This window comes from Bacillus sp. R86525 (assembly GCF_042466195.1).
GTDB lineage: Bacteria > Bacillota > Bacilli > Bacillales > Bacillaceae_G > Bacillus_A > Bacillus_A nitratireducens.
Window position 1 is genome coordinate 4,336,112 of the sequence record NZ_JAXHPX010000007.1, and the last position, 14,413, is coordinate 4,350,524.

Below are 14,413 nucleotides of genomic sequence, written 5' to 3' on the forward strand. Positions count from 1 at the left end.
AAATGTGTGATTTAGGATGTCTTTTTTATAAAACAAATCAATTCCTATTTAGATAAACGGTAAAAAGTTTCATCTATATTTCCAACTCGTAACCGTAAATCATTATTCATCATCCACAATAATATACGCTGTTCTGATTGGCCCATGCACACCTACGACAAGGTTCATTTCAATATCCGCGCTATTTGATGGACCAGAAACGAAGTTCACACAAGCCGGCAAGTTTTTTCCCGCTTTACTTTGATCATGAATCAGTTTTGTAGCTTGGGTTAACCTTGGTACGATCGTACTTTTAGGAACGATTGCAATATATGACTCTGGAAGCAAACTAACATGTCTTCCTTTTAACCCATCATTAAATAGTACAACGGTTCCTGATTCCGCCAGAGTCATATCACTGAACGTAATGCCAAGGTCAGCAGCTTTCGCAAATTTTATGTCCTCTTCTTTATCACCTAATCCCCATGCACGAAAATGTGTTGTGCCTTCATTGTTGAAACATGAAGTGAGACCGTACTCATTAAAGCGCTCATCGTTCGAATACATAGCAGATTTGATATTCCATTCTTTTATTAAAGATTGAAATGTTTCAACAAGACTTTCCTTTGTTGTTCGCTTTACTTCTGTATGAATCACTTCACAGTGCTCCATTAACTGTAATACAAGTTCGTCTTGTGTGAGTCCATCAAAAACATTCCACTGCGGGGAAAAAGACCATTTCGGTTTTTCCACTGCTTCTGGGCGTTTCCTACCAAGCTTTTCTGATAATTGGAGTAAAAATTCCTCACGATTTTGGATTGCCATCATCGTTCTCCTTTTCGTGTTTTTCAAACCACTCTCGAAACGGTTGTTTTTTCGGAACTGGAAAATCTCTCGCGTCCGTCCAAGCTTTTAATGGCCCAATGCCGCGCTCAATCTTATCCCCTTTTGCGAGAGGTTTTAATGCATACGGAGCGCTCTTCGCAGCAAAAGAAAATAATCTAGGACTCTTCACCGCTTTTTCAAAACCTTTCATAGCCACGTTCCAAGCTACGGGTGATTGTTTTTCTTCTACGATGCGGCTACGATGTTTAATTAATAAGTCATGTAACGGGATTTTCACTGGACACGCTTCTGTACAAGCACCACAAAGGCTAGATGCATAAGGTAAATCCTTATATTCATCATATCCCCCTAAAAGCGGTGTTAGCACAGCTCCAATTGGCCCTGGATAAATAGAGCCGTATGCATGTCCACCAATATGCCTATATACAGGACACACATTAATACATGCCGCGCAACGAATACACTGAAGAACACTTTGGAATTCTGTTCCTACAATATCGGAACGACCATTATCAACAATGACTAAATGAAATTCCTCAGGTCCATCTGTCCCGCCAGGCTCAGTTAATCCTGTAATATAACTTGTTAACTTTTGTCCTACAGAACTTCGGCATAGAAGTGTGACTAAAACATCAAGCTCTTCCCATGTCGGAACAATACGTTCCATCCCCATAACTGTAATCAACGTTTTTGGAAGTGTCGTAGTAAGTCTTGCATTTCCTTCGTTTGCTACGATAGAAATTGACCCAGACTCCGCAACAGCAAAGTTACATCCAGTCACTCCTATATCCGCTGCAAAAAAATCATCACGTAAATAATCTCTTACAAACCTCGCCATTTCCGTAGGGTCAGATGTTCCAGTGTAATTTAACTTTGTTTTAAATATTTCACAAATGTGTTCTTTATCTTTGTGAAGGCACGGAACAACAATATGCGAGGGAGGATCGTGGTCGTTCACTTGTAGAATAAATTCAGCAAGATCTGTTTCTAACACTTCCGCTCCAGCTTCTTCAATCGCTTCATTTAAACTAATCTCTTCTGTTACCATCGATTTTGATTTCACAATTTTTTTCGCATTTTTCTTTTTTACAATCTCTTTTACATATTCCCTTGCGTCTTCTGCAGTCTTTGCAAAATAAACGAAACCACCGTTTTTCTCAATATTTTCACTTAGCTGATGTAAATAATAATCAAGGTTTTCCAATGTATGCTTTCGAATTTCTTCTCCTAAAGCTCGCCATTCCTCCCAATTCCCAAGACTCTCAGTAGCTTTTAATTTCTTAACTCTAAGACCATCTTGCGCTTTCCTGACAGCCTGTCGCATAAATTTATCCCCAATGCCTGTTTCAGTACGCTTATGAAAGGGATCGTTCCCAATTCTCATTCCCATCTCTATATCCCCCTCTTATTTTCGATCTTCATTTAATACTTGAGCAATATGTTTTACATCAATTGGATAGCCATTGCGTGTTAAACGTCCTTTTATATTCATTAAGCAGCTACAATCCATCCCAATTAACAATTCCGCACCGGTTTCCATAATATGCTTTACTTTTTCCTCAACCATTTGCTCAGAGATTTCTGGCATTTTCACCGAGAATGTCCCTCCAAATCCGCAGCAATCATAATTATGTGGTAGTGAAACAACTTCCAGTCCCTTTACACATTTCAATAATTTTTGCGGTGGTTCCTTAATCCCCATTAACCGGCTCATATGACAAGATGTATGAACCGTTGCTTTTTTATGAAGCTCCGCACCTAAGTCTTCTTTCCCTAATACTTCAACAAGAAATTGTGTGAATTCATACGTTTTATTTCCAAGTTCCGTAGCCTTTTTCTTCCACTCCGCTTCACTTTCAGAAAATAAGCTAGAAAACTCGTGAACCATCATAGCGCAAGACCCCGATGGTGCCACAACATATTTTGAACTGGAAAAAGCTTCAATCATATGTTTTGCAGCTGTTTTTGTTTCTTTCACATACCCGCTATTATAAGCAGGTTGTCCGCAGCAAGTTTGAGTTTTTGGAAAATCAACTTCACACCCTAAATCTTCAAGAATTTCCACAACATCTTTCCCTACTTCTGGATAAAAAACATCTGCAACACAAGTAATAAATATTGATACTTTCATATTTTGCACCCCTAAATACAGTAAAGTAAGCTCAAGTAACTTTATAACCAAATCCACTTCATATGTATATTATTGGTAAAAAAATAAAAAATATGAATAGAAACAAAAAAAGACTCTCAAATTTGAGAGTCTTTTTTATCTGTTTAGAACTTCTTTTTCTAAAATTAGCGAATATGTATCCGTACGACGATCTCTTAAAAATTGCAGTAGATTACGTGCTTCATTAATTTCCTTTGTATCAATTTTTTGGATGAGTATTCCTTCCTCATCCTCTAAAGAACAAACAATTTCCCCCATTGGATTACTAATAAAACTTCCTCCATAGAAACACATGTCCTTTTCTTTTCCAACTCGATTTACAGCTGCAACAAATACACCGTTATGAATACTATGAGCTGAAATAGCTTTTGTCCAAATTGGTTTTGTTGATAGTTCTGGATAATCTGGTTCCGAGCCAATTGCGGAAGGGTAAAATAATATTTCTGCCCCTTTTAGTGTCAAAATTCGTGCCACTTCAGGGAACCATTCATCCCAGCAAATCCCGATTCCTATTTTTCCATACTTTGTACTATATACTGGATATCCTGTATTTCCTGGTGTGAAATAATATTTTTCATGGTAACTCGGTCCATCTGGAATATGATTTTTACGTGTTGTTCCTAAATATTTACCGTCAGCATCAAACACTGCTGCACTGTTAAAGTAAATCCCTTGCGCCACCCATTCATAAAAAGGAACAATTATAACCACATGAAGTTCTTCCGCTAACCTTTGCATCGCTTGTAATGCTTCATGTTCAAAAGGAATTGCCAGTTCATAATTACAAACTGAAACGCTTTGAGCAAAGTATTCAGCATGATATAACTCCTGTAAACAAATAATCTTGGCTCCCTTTTTTGCCGATTCTCTTACCTTTTCTATTGTTCTTTCTATATTTCCCTTAATATTTTCATTACACGCTAATTGAACTAGCCCAATTGTCACTTCATTCATTCTCTTCTCCCCTCCCCATTAATTCTTAACACTTTCTTTTTCATCCCGAAAAACTATATTGCCATTTACCATTGTAAAAATAACCTTAGCATCTTTAATTTCTTCCACCGGTACAGTAAACAAATTCAGATCTAGCACAACTATATCAGCTAGCTTCCCTTCTTCTATTATGCCTAGTTCTTTTTCACGAAATGAGGCATAGGCAGGAGTATACGTGTATGCTCGTAACGCTTCCGCTAATGATATTTTCTCTTGCGAATTCCATTCCACACCTTCATCATCTAGCCTTGTTACAGCGCGGTATATTTCTGGTAACGGATTTATTGTAACAACAGGATAATCGCTGCCAAATACAAGCTTTGCTCCTGCGTCCATTAATGTTTTCATCAAGTAATTGTATTGCATTCTTTCTGATCCAATTAACCTACTATACACTTCTCTGCTTGTAAGATTAATATGTTCAGGTTGAATAGACGCCAGCACTCCTAATTTTTGAAACCTCTCAATATCATTTGGATGAATCATTTCGACATGCTCAATTGCGTGCCTCGCATCTCTTTTTCCATTCTGTATTTCAGCCTCTTCGAAAGCATCTAATGCTAAACGTACAGCCCCATCTCCTATTGCATGAAATCGTACGCGAAAGCCCTCCTTGTCAGCATCTACTGTCCATTTTTTTATGATTTCTGGTGGATATGTAGTATGCCCTCTTGTCGTTTCTTCATTATATGGTTCAAGTAAATATGCCGTATAACTAGTTGTTACTCCATCAATAAATTGTTTAAACCCACAAAATTGAACCATGCTAGATTTGTATTTTTCCTTTAAGGATTTTGCTAAGTTTAAATCTCCATTTAGCGGAGCAACAAAATGAATTCTCGTTGTTAACTTTCCTACCTTTTCAAATTCATCATATAACTCCGCTTCTTCTACGCCCATTTCTGGTATCCTCAATAAATCATGCACAGAGGTTACTCCATATTTCGCAGCTTCTATTAAAAAATTTTGAAGCAATGTCCTATTGCGTTTAGAGTTAAACTGCAATACGCTAGTTGCTAACCCCACTGCATTTTCCTTTAAGACTCCTGTTGGCTCACCATTTTGATCCCTAACGATTTCTCCATATGGTGGACTCTTAGTTTCTTTATTAATCCCTGCCATTTCAAGTGCTTTACTATTTAACCAAACACTATGAAATTCAGCATGGTATAAAAAAACTGGTCGATCTGCAACATACTCATCCAATATCATCCGATGTGGCTCTTCATGAATTTCCCACAAATTCTGTTCCCAACTGCTTCCAATTACACAATTTATCTCTTTATTTCGTTCAGCAAATTCCTTTACAAACTTTCCAACTTCTCTAGCTGAACGCGCATGAATTAACTGTACTCCTTCACTCACTAGACTTCCTAACATTAAATGAATATGGAAATCATGAAATCCAGGCATAATAAGCTGATTTCCAAAATCATGTACAATTGTGTCTGTATCTACATAACTATGAATATCTTCTTTCGGAACAAGAGCAATAATCTTATCATCCTTAACAATAATTGATGCCGGGATTGGTGCTTCTCCTATACCTGTAAATACAGCATGACTACTTAAAATCATATCCGCTTTTTTTCTCATAAATCTCCCTCCTAAATAGATACTTCTTTTCCATCTTCTTTTGGCAATTCATCAAAATTCATCTGTGGTGGTTGAACACGGAAGAATTTTGTTATATATAGAAGATATGCAATCCCTATAATGGTCCATAGTCCTCCTAGTATGAGAGACATCTTGTCCAAATCACTCCACAATTTAATTGTTATACATGCACCAATTAATGGTATTAATAAATAGAGAATTGTAGATTTTAATGACCTTTTTCCTCCCTTAATAAAATAATGTGCAATGACGGAAATATTCACAAATGTAAAAGCAATCAATGCACCGAAGTTAATAAAAGATGTAATTGTAACAAGGTCAGTAAATAGTGAAACCAGCGCAAAAATACTCACTAAAATAATATTTTTGATAGGCGTTTGAAAACGCGGATGTATATAGGCAAAAAATGATTTTGGCAGTACAGAGTCCCTCCCCATTGCATATAAAATACGCGAAACACTAGCATGAGAAGCTAACGCGGATGTGAATGAAGTTACAACCATTCCTGCAAGAAACAAAGCATTAAATAAATTTCCGCCTAGCATTCTAGCGATTTCAGCAGCTGCCGTATCTAAACTTTTATATGCCAAATAGTCTGGATGTATTAAATGTGCTAGATATGAGACGATAATATAGCACATACCAGAAAAACAAATGACAAAGAAAATCGCTTTTGGAATGGTTCTTTTCGGTTGAATTGTTTCCTCTGCAAAAGTGGTTAAAGCATCAAACCCTAAAAAGGATAAACAAAGTACAGATGCCCCTGAAAATGCTGCAATTATTGAAGAATCTGGATTCATAAACGGTTTTAATGAAAATAATGTTCCTTCTCCTGTTCCATTAAGAAGTGAATGAATACATAGAGCGCAAAAAACTATCAATACGATATATTGGAATCCTAAAAAAATCATATTCATCGTAATCGTTACTTTGGTCCCTACAACATTAATTACTGTCACAATTACAATCATCGCAATAATCCATATACTAGAAGGAATAGAAGGAAGATATTCCGATAAATAGAGTGAAATAATGAGGAAGTTGATCATGGGGATAAACAAATAATCCATTAAAATTACCCAACCAACCATGAAACCTAATCCTGGGCTTAATGACTTTTGTGTATACGTATAAGCTGATCCCGAAATTGGATACGCTTTTGTCATTTGTCCATAACTATATGCTGTAAATAACATCGCACATAGTGCAAGTATATAGGCTGTTGGTATCACTCCTTTTGATAAAGATTCCACTACCCCAAACGTAGTAAATACCGTTAATGGTGCCATATAGGCCAAACCTAGCAATACAAGTTGAAAAAAAGTCAATGAACGCTTTAACTGAATATCATCTTTCACTTTTCAACCCCCTTCATCTTTGCAACTTATCTATGCAATTTCCGTTCCATTTTGTGACCATATAGAAAAATCATTATTTTCTCATGTTATAAAGCAAAAAAAGGATAAATTCCCCACGGGAAAATATCCTTTTCTGCATAATTTATGAATACTTGCATACTTTCCGTACGTCAGAAATATTAAAAAAATAAAAAATCCCGCGTGAAATTAAACTTAGCTTGATGGGTATGGTGCGAGAATCCTAAAAGAAAAAAGCACCCTAAATTACACATTTAGGATGCCTTCTTTTTATAAATTAATTTAATTTCTATTAAGCAATCGCATACGATAACAATTCATCGTCACTTCCCCAAGCCTTTGCAACAATTGATAATTCGCATATGCGCCGACTGGGGCACCGATGATTGGTACGAGCTGAAGCATTTTTGCTAAATCGATATAGTCTCGGTACTCCGTTTGGAACTTTTCCCAGTCCATATGATTTTCTTCTTCTGTATCCCACGTTTCGATTGCTTTCCATATTTCTTTTCGGTGATCGTCACTTGAAAAGGCAAGTTGAAAAACGTGAAGGATAAAAAGGCGCTCCTCTTTGTTACTCGTATCAAATCCGTACAATGTTGCGGCATCGAATAAAAATTTAATTTTAATGCCGAGTAAAAGCGGAAAGTCGGCAAGGCCAAGGAGAATACCACCTGCTCCTGTTCCAGCTCCTTCTGCCGCTGCTACTTTTTTATATTCGTCCATTTTTTTACGGACTTCATCGTCACGTCTTTGCAGCGACCAAGTCGTTTCTTTTAGTTTCGGCTTTATAAAGTTTGATCCGGCGCTAATCGTTTGTACCATCATCCGAATCGTTTCTGTTAGTACCTTTTGCACTTTCGCCGGAATAAGTTGTTGTACTTTCGTCTGCACTTTCTTTGAGAACCGTGTCATCATAGAAGAATCTTTCATGAATGTAGCTTTCCACTGCTCCAATTCTTTTATAACCTTCTCTTCATATGTAATCATAGGTTCATTCCCTTCAATTTAAACGCTCAATGCGCTTTGCACCGTATTGATAAACGAAACCAATACTAAATAATATGCTTACTACAAATAAAATGCCGGTCATAATGAAATCTTTCGTCGCAAGTGCAAATAAAATTGTAAATACAGCACTGCCGATAATAAGAATCGCATTTAATAAAGTAAGAAAATCGTTCTTCTTCTCGTCTCCCCCTACCGGATATAAATCAAGCCAAACTTTCATGCGGTGATGTTTCCAAAGGGTTAATAGCTGGTAACCGATTAAGTATAAGAAGATAAGACTAACGATAAATCGGCCATATAAAAACGGAATGAAGTAAAGAATAATCCCGCCAAGAGCAAGTAAACGCACATATAAGCCAAAATAGTTACCTGATCTTAAAAATGTTCTCGTATATAAGTATAAATATGTACGCTTCTCACCGATCATCGAAAGAATGAAATCAAGCCATTTTCGGCGTGATACTCTCTCTTTTAACGCCGGTACATCAACGAACATATTCGCAATGCGGTACAGCAGCATCATTTTTTTACCTTCTTCAGAAATTAAATACTCCCAGTTCAGCGGCTTTCCTTTCACCTTTTGATGCATAACAGCAAGGTATAGCACCATTAAAAAGACAATTACACCGGTAAAAATGACTGAAGTACGTTCTACAAGGAAATACACAAATAAGCCGTTTAGGATAAAACGAATGAACCAATCTGCTTTTTGAACGCTTTGATCTGTTAAAAATGATTTTTCCCACGCTACGAATAAATTCCACGCTTTTACAATGACAAACGCGATTACAATCCATATGTAAGCCGCTCCTGTTTGTTTCATTTGCTGGAAATATAACGGGGCAAGCGCAGCTGCTACCATTGCGATTATGTATAACTGAATCATAAACGTAAAGAGAAATGCCTTTGTAAAGTAAGGCTTTAACTTTTCTTCAACTGGCAGCAAATACACGAGGTCCGCTTCTTTTAATAACGTTTGGATGGACCCAGCTGTTAATACGAGGCCAAGTAAGACTGCCATAACAAACGCTGTCGGAAATGAAGGTGTTAACGTTTGTAACCATTGCTGGTAATAATACGCTCCTGCGCCAATGATAAATACGAAAATAAATTTCAAATGGTCATTAAATACGTATTTACTATATGTACGAACTTCTTTTAGAAAGTGCCGAAATCGTTCTTTCCATAACGCTGTGCTATTCATAATCTTCTTCCTTTGTTAATGCAATGTAAATATCATCTAACGTTGCACCAGGCATGTTAAACCCAGATTGAAGTTCTGCTAATGTTCCCATCGCTCTCACTTCACCTTGATGCAAAATAATGAATGAATCACAATAGCGTTCTGCTGTCGCTAAAATATGTGTACTCATTAAAATACCCGCACCACTCTTTTTCATTTGATCCATCATTTGAAGAAGCGATTGAATCGCCAACGGATCAAGACCAACGAAAGGTTCGTCCACAATGTAAAGAGATGGCTCCACTAAAAATGCACTCATAATCATTACTTTTTGTTTCATCCCTTTTGAGAAATGAGACGGAAACCATTTCAAACGATTTTTCATGCGAAACTCTTGTAATAGTTGTCCTACGCGTTCTTCATATTGTTTTTCATCTACACCGTACGCCATCGCTGTCAATTTCAAATGCTCTTCTAACGTTAACTCATCATATAATACTGGCGTTTCTGGAATGAAGGAGAAACTAGAACGGTACGCTGTCATATCATCACGAATTGTTTTCCCGTTAATTGTGACAGTTCCTTTTTTCGGCTCCATTAAACCGATGATATGTTTAATTGTCGTACTTTTACCAGCTCCATTTAAACCGATTAAGCCGACAAGCTCGCCTTTATTAACAGAGAACGAAACATTTTGCAGTACAGGTCGTTTCGTATATCCTCCTGTAACATTTTCTACACGCAATAACTCGCTCATACGACACCACTTTCTTCATTGATATTCATTCACTTTTGTAAGAAATGTATATATTCATCTTACCAAAAATCATGGTACACTACATAGTATCGATGCCTTCAAAAAAAAATTTAAATTTCTTGGCATATATTTTTACGAAAGCGGACATCATAATTAGTGAAGAAGGAACACATTGAAAAAGCAACCACCAATTGATGAGTATAACAACACAGTGAAGTCATCATGAAATGGGGTGTCCAAATTGGACAATGAAATTTACACATAACCAGATAATTTGTTTCATTTTCGAAACGGGGTGTCTCCGAAAGAGCATATACTGTTTTAAAAAATAAACAATTTCATTTTAAAAAAAGATTGCAATTCATTTCACTTGAAAATGGGGTGTCTACGGCAGAAACTTTAGCCGATTTACCGTGCATTTCTTAAATAAATGAGGTGTCTGCGAACCGTAAATTATAAAAAATGTTTTTTCAATCCCTCTTCAGAAAACAGGAAGCTGAGTCAGCTTCCTGTTTTTCGTGTTTGTTCTCCTATGTAATTATGGTAAAATACGGCTAAGGCTATTTGAAAGGATGAGATTGATGAATCATACAGCGGACAATTGTATTTTTTGTAAAATTATTGACGGGCAAATCCCTTGTTCAAAAGTATACGAAGATGAACATGTGCTTGCATTTTTAGATATTAGTCAAGTAACAAAAGGACATACTCTTGTTATTCCAAAAGTTCACAGACAAGACATTTTTGCGTTAACGCCAGAAATCGCATCACATATTTTTGCTGTCGTTCCAAAAATCGCAAATGCAATGAAAGCAGAATTTAATCCAGTTGGCTTCAACTTGCTTAACAATAACGGCGAAAAAGCTGGACAAACTGTATTCCACTTCCACCTTCATTTAATTCCACGCTACGGTGAAAACGATGGTTTCGGTGCTGTTTGGAAATCACACCAAAATGAATACACTATGGAAAATTTACAAAACATCGCAAGTACAATTGCAAATAGTGTGAAATAGTGCCACTATAATAAGAAGTAATACATAACAAGCCTATCCCTTTGGCATGTATACCCTATGGCTTGTTTCTTCACAAAAAATGCCGAGGATATAATTTTTTGTGCATAGCACTTACAAGAGAGAAAAGTTCACTTTTCTTCCCCCTTGTCTTAAAGATATGCACAGTTTTATACATCATGAATACGAACGAAAAATAAGGAGGTTTCCTTTTATGTCAAAAGCTAAATCCTTTATTACAGGTGTAATTTGCGGCGGAGCAGTTGCTGGACTAGCCGTTCTTTTCTCAACTCCTTCTTCTGGTAAAGCTATGCGCGGTAAGCTGAAAGAAAAAGGAACTGATATTAAAAAGACATTAGCTGATATTACAGCTGATACGAAGTTGTTAAAGCGCCAAATCGTTGAAACTGCTTCAGAAGGTAAAGAAGTATTTCAAGAACTAAAAGACGATATGCATGACACGCTTTCTAACTGGAAACAAGATATTTCTCAAAACAAACGACATATTGAAAAAGAAATTTTAGACATTCAAAAGTCAATTGAGAAACTACAAGAAGCCGTTCCAGAAAAAGCGTAAACATATTCCTGCTTAGTTTTTTGCATATAACAAATATTTTTTATACGAATCGACCTTGACACGGTATATCACATAGATATGCCGTGTTTTTATGCATTTACAATATCTGTTATCACTTAACATGTACAGACAACACATGTATTCTTGACTCATAAAACGCTTCCATAGTTATGCATGATTTGTATAGAATGTCATTTTTCCAAAAAATTTTCACAATTCTCACAAAAAGACTTTATTAATTTTTATTTTACTGGCATAATAGATAGTAATGAAAAAGAATGTTAAAGTGGGTGAGTAAATGAAAAGTGGAGAAAAAGATTACTCGGTAAAAGAAGCGATGATTTTCAGCCAACGCATTGCTCAATTATCGAAAGCGTTATGGAAATGCGTAGAGAAAGATTGGCAACAGTGGATTAAACCTTACGATTTAAACATTAATGAGCATCACATTTTATCAATCGCTTATCATTTAAAAGGGGCTTCTATTTCTGAGATTGCTAAGTTTGGGGTTATGCACGTATCAACGGCGTTTAACTTCTCTAAAAAGCTAGAAGAACGCGGCTATCTTGTATTCTCGAAAAAAGAAGATGATAAACGAAATACGTACATTGAAATTACAGACAAAGGGGAAGAATTACTACTTCGCTTAATGGAGGAGTATGATCCTGAAAATAATTCTGTGTTTAATGGGGCTCTTGCACTTCGTAATTTTTATGGTAAGTTCCCAGAAAATATCGAACTTATCGCGATCCTTCGCAATATTTACGGACAAGACTTCATCGATATTTTTGAGAAATCATTAGAAAATATTGAGGAGAACTTTACGGAGACCGATCAAAAATTAGTTAAGAAATAATCTATTTATCCTTTCGCAATCATGCGTAAGAATTCATTCATAAGTGGTTTAAATAAACCTTGTTTTGCTAGCGCTTCCGCAGTTTCGTGTACTTCGAGCTGATGTGGAAGCGCTTTTTCAAATTGATCTAATAGCGCGTCGAACAATAGAAAGCCTTCTGCTTTCTCCTTTACGTATTGTTCGTTCATCTTTTCACAAAGATTTAGTATACGTTCAATATCTTTTTTACGAGCTTTTTTCTTTATGATTAAAGAATAAAATGGACACTTTTCTTCATCAATCATTTTAAATAGTAGGTCTACGTAATATTCAGCTTGTTCTAGTCTTCTTACAACGTCCATTTTCTCCCTCGCTTCCTAACACAAAGTCTTCTATTTCTGAATTTTGTAACACGAACAAAATATCGTATGATACAATATATAAAGTATATGTATTTTAGCCAAAAGGAGGTCTCGCCTCATGACTCTTATAACCGTTGTTTTTGTCGCATTTGCACTTCTTGTTATATTTTACACGAATTTCATGACACATACACTGTGTGAGCGAAAACAAATATCTGCGAGCCGCCAGCCAGGTGTCTTTCGAGTTATTAATGTATGTATTACCATTCTATTAATTTCTAGTTATGTAGAAATTATATTTCATGGAAAGTGAGGAAGGAAAGCCCCTTCCTCATTTTTTTCCTCTATAAGCAAATTATACCTACTATAACTAATAAAATAAACAGTACAAGTAATAAAATAAGTTTTGAATTCATCCCCCATCCCCTCCTCCTTTCTGTATATGCAACATGCGCCCAATATGGCACCCCTTCAAAATCTGACACAAACTGGTTAAAATTTCTTTATCAATAGGAAAACAGGTCGAAATATGATATATTAAATTTTGTACATATTGCTTATACTATGAAATAAACGACACGCATCTAAACTTTATCCTCAGCCTCGGTAAGCCCTGTTAAGCGCGCTTTACCAACATAAAAAGCAAAAGTATCAGTGAGACTTAATCGGGCTCTTATGAACCAAAATTCATCGGTGTAGGATAAATTAAAAATACATAATAGTAGGAGTGTTTATCGAATGAAGAAAGCTATGCTTGCCTTAGCCGCAACAAGTGTAATCGCATTATCAGCATGTGGAACATCATCATCATCAGACAAAATTGTTACATCTAAAGCTGGTGACATCACTAAAGAAGAGTTCTACAATCAAATGAAGACACAAGCTGGTAAACAAGTACTAAATAACATGGTTATGGAAAAAGTACTTATCAAAAACTACAAAGTCGATGAAAAAGAAGTAGATAAAAAGTACGATGAAATGAAAAAGCAAATCGGTGATCAATTCGATACACTAATGAAACAGCAAGGTCTTAAAGAAGAAACAGTTAAAAACGGTGTTCGCGCTTCATTAGCTCAAGAACAAGCAATTGAAAAAGCAATCACTGATAAAGACTTAAAAGCAAAATATGAAGACTATAAGCAAGAAATTAAAGCAAGCCATATTCTTGTAAAAGATGAAGAGACTGCTAAAAAAGTGAAAGAAGAACTTGCACAAGGTAAATCTTTCGAAGAGTTAGCGAAAAAGTACTCTGAAGATCCAGGTTCAAAAGAAAAAGGTGGCGACTTAGGATTCTTCGGACCAGATAAAATGGTTAAAGAATTCGATGAAGCTGCTCGTAAGCTGAAAAAAGACGAAGTAAGTGAACCAGTAAAAACACAGCATGGTTACCATATCATTAAAGTAACTGATACTCATGCTGACAAAACTTTCGATCAAGCAAAAGCTGACATCAAAAAAGAAGTAGTTCAAGAAAAAACACAAGACGCTCAATTTATGAACGATCTTATGATGAAAGAAATCAAAAAAGCTGACGTAAAAGTTGACGATAAAGATTTGAAAGATCTTTTCGAAGAACCAAAAGCTGACGCTAAAAAAGAAGAAAAGAAATAATGAAAAGCTCGGGCTTAGCCCGAGCTTTTTTGTATGTATAAATATTTTTTCAAATAAGAAGTATCCCTATTTTACGTTAAATG

15 protein-coding genes are annotated in these 14,413 nt (G+C 36.0%); 5 read left to right on the top strand and 10 right to left on the bottom strand.

All coding sequences use genetic code 11. The annotated features are described in order from the left end of the window. Positions 1–102: 102 nt before the first annotated feature. From SJY24_RS25120 to ecsA, 9 genes are all read right to left on the bottom strand, one after another. Positions 103–804, bottom strand: a complete 702-nt coding sequence (locus SJY24_RS25120; protein ID WP_377866583.1) for a LutC/YkgG family protein — start codon at positions 802–804, stop codon at positions 103–105. Beyond that, positions 785–2,215: a LutB/LldF family L-lactate oxidation iron-sulfur protein gene (locus SJY24_RS25125; protein WP_377866584.1), complete on the bottom strand. Its 1,431-nt coding sequence runs from the start codon at positions 2,213–2,215 to the stop codon at positions 785–787. The genes SJY24_RS25120 and SJY24_RS25125 overlap by 20 nt, the downstream gene beginning before the upstream one ends. A gap of 15 nt (positions 2,216–2,230) precedes the next feature. Continuing rightward, positions 2,231–2,956, bottom strand: a complete 726-nt coding sequence (locus SJY24_RS25130; protein ID WP_377866585.1) for a (Fe-S)-binding protein — start codon at positions 2,954–2,956, stop codon at positions 2,231–2,233. A 135-nt stretch (positions 2,957–3,091) separates the two neighbouring features. Continuing rightward, positions 3,092–3,949, bottom strand: a complete 858-nt coding sequence (locus tag SJY24_RS25135; protein WP_377866586.1) for a carbon-nitrogen hydrolase — start codon at positions 3,947–3,949, stop codon at positions 3,092–3,094. A gap of 18 nt (positions 3,950–3,967) precedes the next feature. Then, positions 3,968–5,584: an amidohydrolase gene (locus SJY24_RS25140; protein ID WP_329762768.1), complete on the bottom strand. Its 1,617-nt coding sequence runs from the start codon at positions 5,582–5,584 to the stop codon at positions 3,968–3,970. Positions 5,585–5,595: 11 nt separating this feature from the next. Then, positions 5,596–6,963 (bottom strand): APC family permease, encoded by a 1,368-nt coding sequence (locus tag SJY24_RS25145; protein WP_329762769.1) that lies wholly within the window; start codon positions 6,961–6,963, stop codon positions 5,596–5,598. A gap of 300 nt (positions 6,964–7,263) precedes the next feature. Beyond that, positions 7,264–7,971, bottom strand: a complete 708-nt coding sequence (gene ecsC / locus SJY24_RS25150) for an ecs operon protein EcsC (RefSeq protein WP_377866587.1) — start codon at positions 7,969–7,971, stop codon at positions 7,264–7,266. 13 nt (positions 7,972–7,984) lie between these two features. After that, complete coding sequence (locus SJY24_RS25155) at positions 7,985–9,196, bottom strand: ABC transporter permease (RefSeq protein ID WP_377866588.1); 1,212 nt, start codon at positions 9,194–9,196, stop codon at positions 7,985–7,987. Next, complete coding sequence (gene ecsA, locus SJY24_RS25160) at positions 9,189–9,932, bottom strand: ABC transporter ATP-binding protein EcsA (protein WP_377866589.1); 744 nt, start codon at positions 9,930–9,932, stop codon at positions 9,189–9,191. Before ecsA ends, SJY24_RS25155 begins: the two co-directional genes overlap by 8 nt. Before the next feature lie 581 nt (positions 9,933–10,513). Between ecsA and SJY24_RS25165 the strand changes: the two genes are divergently transcribed. From SJY24_RS25165 to SJY24_RS25175, 3 genes are all read left to right on the top strand, one after another. Beyond that, positions 10,514–10,948, top strand: coding sequence for an HIT family protein (locus SJY24_RS25165; RefSeq protein WP_377866590.1), 435 nt, complete (start codon positions 10,514–10,516; stop codon positions 10,946–10,948). A 211-nt stretch (positions 10,949–11,159) separates the two neighbouring features. Continuing rightward, entirely contained in the window at positions 11,160–11,522 is a 363-nt protein-coding gene (locus SJY24_RS25170; RefSeq protein WP_144534632.1) for a YtxH domain-containing protein, read from the top strand. Positions 11,523–11,820: 298 nt separating this feature from the next. Next, the gene (locus SJY24_RS25175; protein ID WP_000834921.1) at positions 11,821–12,378 is read left to right on the top strand and encodes an HTH-type transcriptional regulator Hpr; all 558 of its coding nucleotides are present in this window, start codon (positions 11,821–11,823) and stop codon (positions 12,376–12,378) included. Positions 12,379–12,383: 5 nt separating this feature from the next. Here SJY24_RS25175 and SJY24_RS25180 read toward each other — a convergent pair whose 3' ends face one another. Beyond that, positions 12,384–12,719: a YhaI family protein gene (locus tag SJY24_RS25180; protein ID WP_377866591.1), complete on the bottom strand. Its 336-nt coding sequence runs from the start codon at positions 12,717–12,719 to the stop codon at positions 12,384–12,386. Between the two features lie 118 nt (positions 12,720–12,837). Here SJY24_RS25180 and SJY24_RS25185 point away from each other — a divergent pair, with 118 nt between their 5' ends. Beyond that, complete coding sequence (locus SJY24_RS25185) at positions 12,838–13,032, top strand: hypothetical protein (protein WP_000172693.1); 195 nt, start codon at positions 12,838–12,840, stop codon at positions 13,030–13,032. Positions 13,033–13,457: 425 nt separating this feature from the next. Then, complete coding sequence (gene prsA / locus SJY24_RS25190) at positions 13,458–14,330, top strand: peptidylprolyl isomerase PrsA (protein WP_377866592.1); 873 nt, start codon at positions 13,458–13,460, stop codon at positions 14,328–14,330. Positions 14,331–14,413 lie beyond the last annotated feature (83 nt).

What these genes read in the sequence shown, in the direction of transcription:
- SJY24_RS25130 (WP_377866585.1), bottom strand. Translation starts at nt 2,956, where the DNA reads ATGAAAGTATCAATATTTATTACTTGTGTTGCAGATGTTTTTTATCCA.
- ecsA (WP_377866589.1), bottom strand. Translation starts at nt 9,932, where the DNA reads ATGAGCGAGTTATTGCGTGTAGAAAATGTTACAGGAGGATATACGAAA.
- SJY24_RS25180 (WP_377866591.1), bottom strand. Translation starts at nt 12,719, where the DNA reads ATGGACGTTGTAAGAAGACTAGAACAAGCTGAATATTACGTAGACCTA.
- SJY24_RS25155 (WP_377866588.1), bottom strand. Translation starts at nt 9,196, where the DNA reads ATGAATAGCACAGCGTTATGGAAAGAACGATTTCGGCACTTTCTAAAA.
- SJY24_RS25185 (WP_000172693.1), top strand. Translation starts at nt 12,838, where the DNA reads ATGACTCTTATAACCGTTGTTTTTGTCGCATTTGCACTTCTTGTTATA.
- SJY24_RS25125 (WP_377866584.1), bottom strand. Translation starts at nt 2,215, where the DNA reads ATGGGAATGAGAATTGGGAACGATCCCTTTCATAAGCGTACTGAAACA.
- SJY24_RS25170 (WP_144534632.1), top strand. Translation starts at nt 11,160, where the DNA reads ATGTCAAAAGCTAAATCCTTTATTACAGGTGTAATTTGCGGCGGAGCA.
- SJY24_RS25120 (WP_377866583.1), bottom strand. Translation starts at nt 804, where the DNA reads ATGGCAATCCAAAATCGTGAGGAATTTTTACTCCAATTATCAGAAAAG.
- prsA (WP_377866592.1), top strand. Translation starts at nt 13,458, where the DNA reads ATGAAGAAAGCTATGCTTGCCTTAGCCGCAACAAGTGTAATCGCATTA.
- SJY24_RS25165 (WP_377866590.1), top strand. Translation starts at nt 10,514, where the DNA reads ATGAATCATACAGCGGACAATTGTATTTTTTGTAAAATTATTGACGGG.
- ecsC (WP_377866587.1), bottom strand. Translation starts at nt 7,971, where the DNA reads ATGATTACATATGAAGAGAAGGTTATAAAAGAATTGGAGCAGTGGAAA.
- SJY24_RS25135 (WP_377866586.1), bottom strand. Translation starts at nt 3,949, where the DNA reads ATGAATGAAGTGACAATTGGGCTAGTTCAATTAGCGTGTAATGAAAAT.
- SJY24_RS25140 (WP_329762768.1), bottom strand. Translation starts at nt 5,584, where the DNA reads ATGAGAAAAAAAGCGGATATGATTTTAAGTAGTCATGCTGTATTTACA.
- SJY24_RS25175 (WP_000834921.1), top strand. Translation starts at nt 11,821, where the DNA reads ATGAAAAGTGGAGAAAAAGATTACTCGGTAAAAGAAGCGATGATTTTC.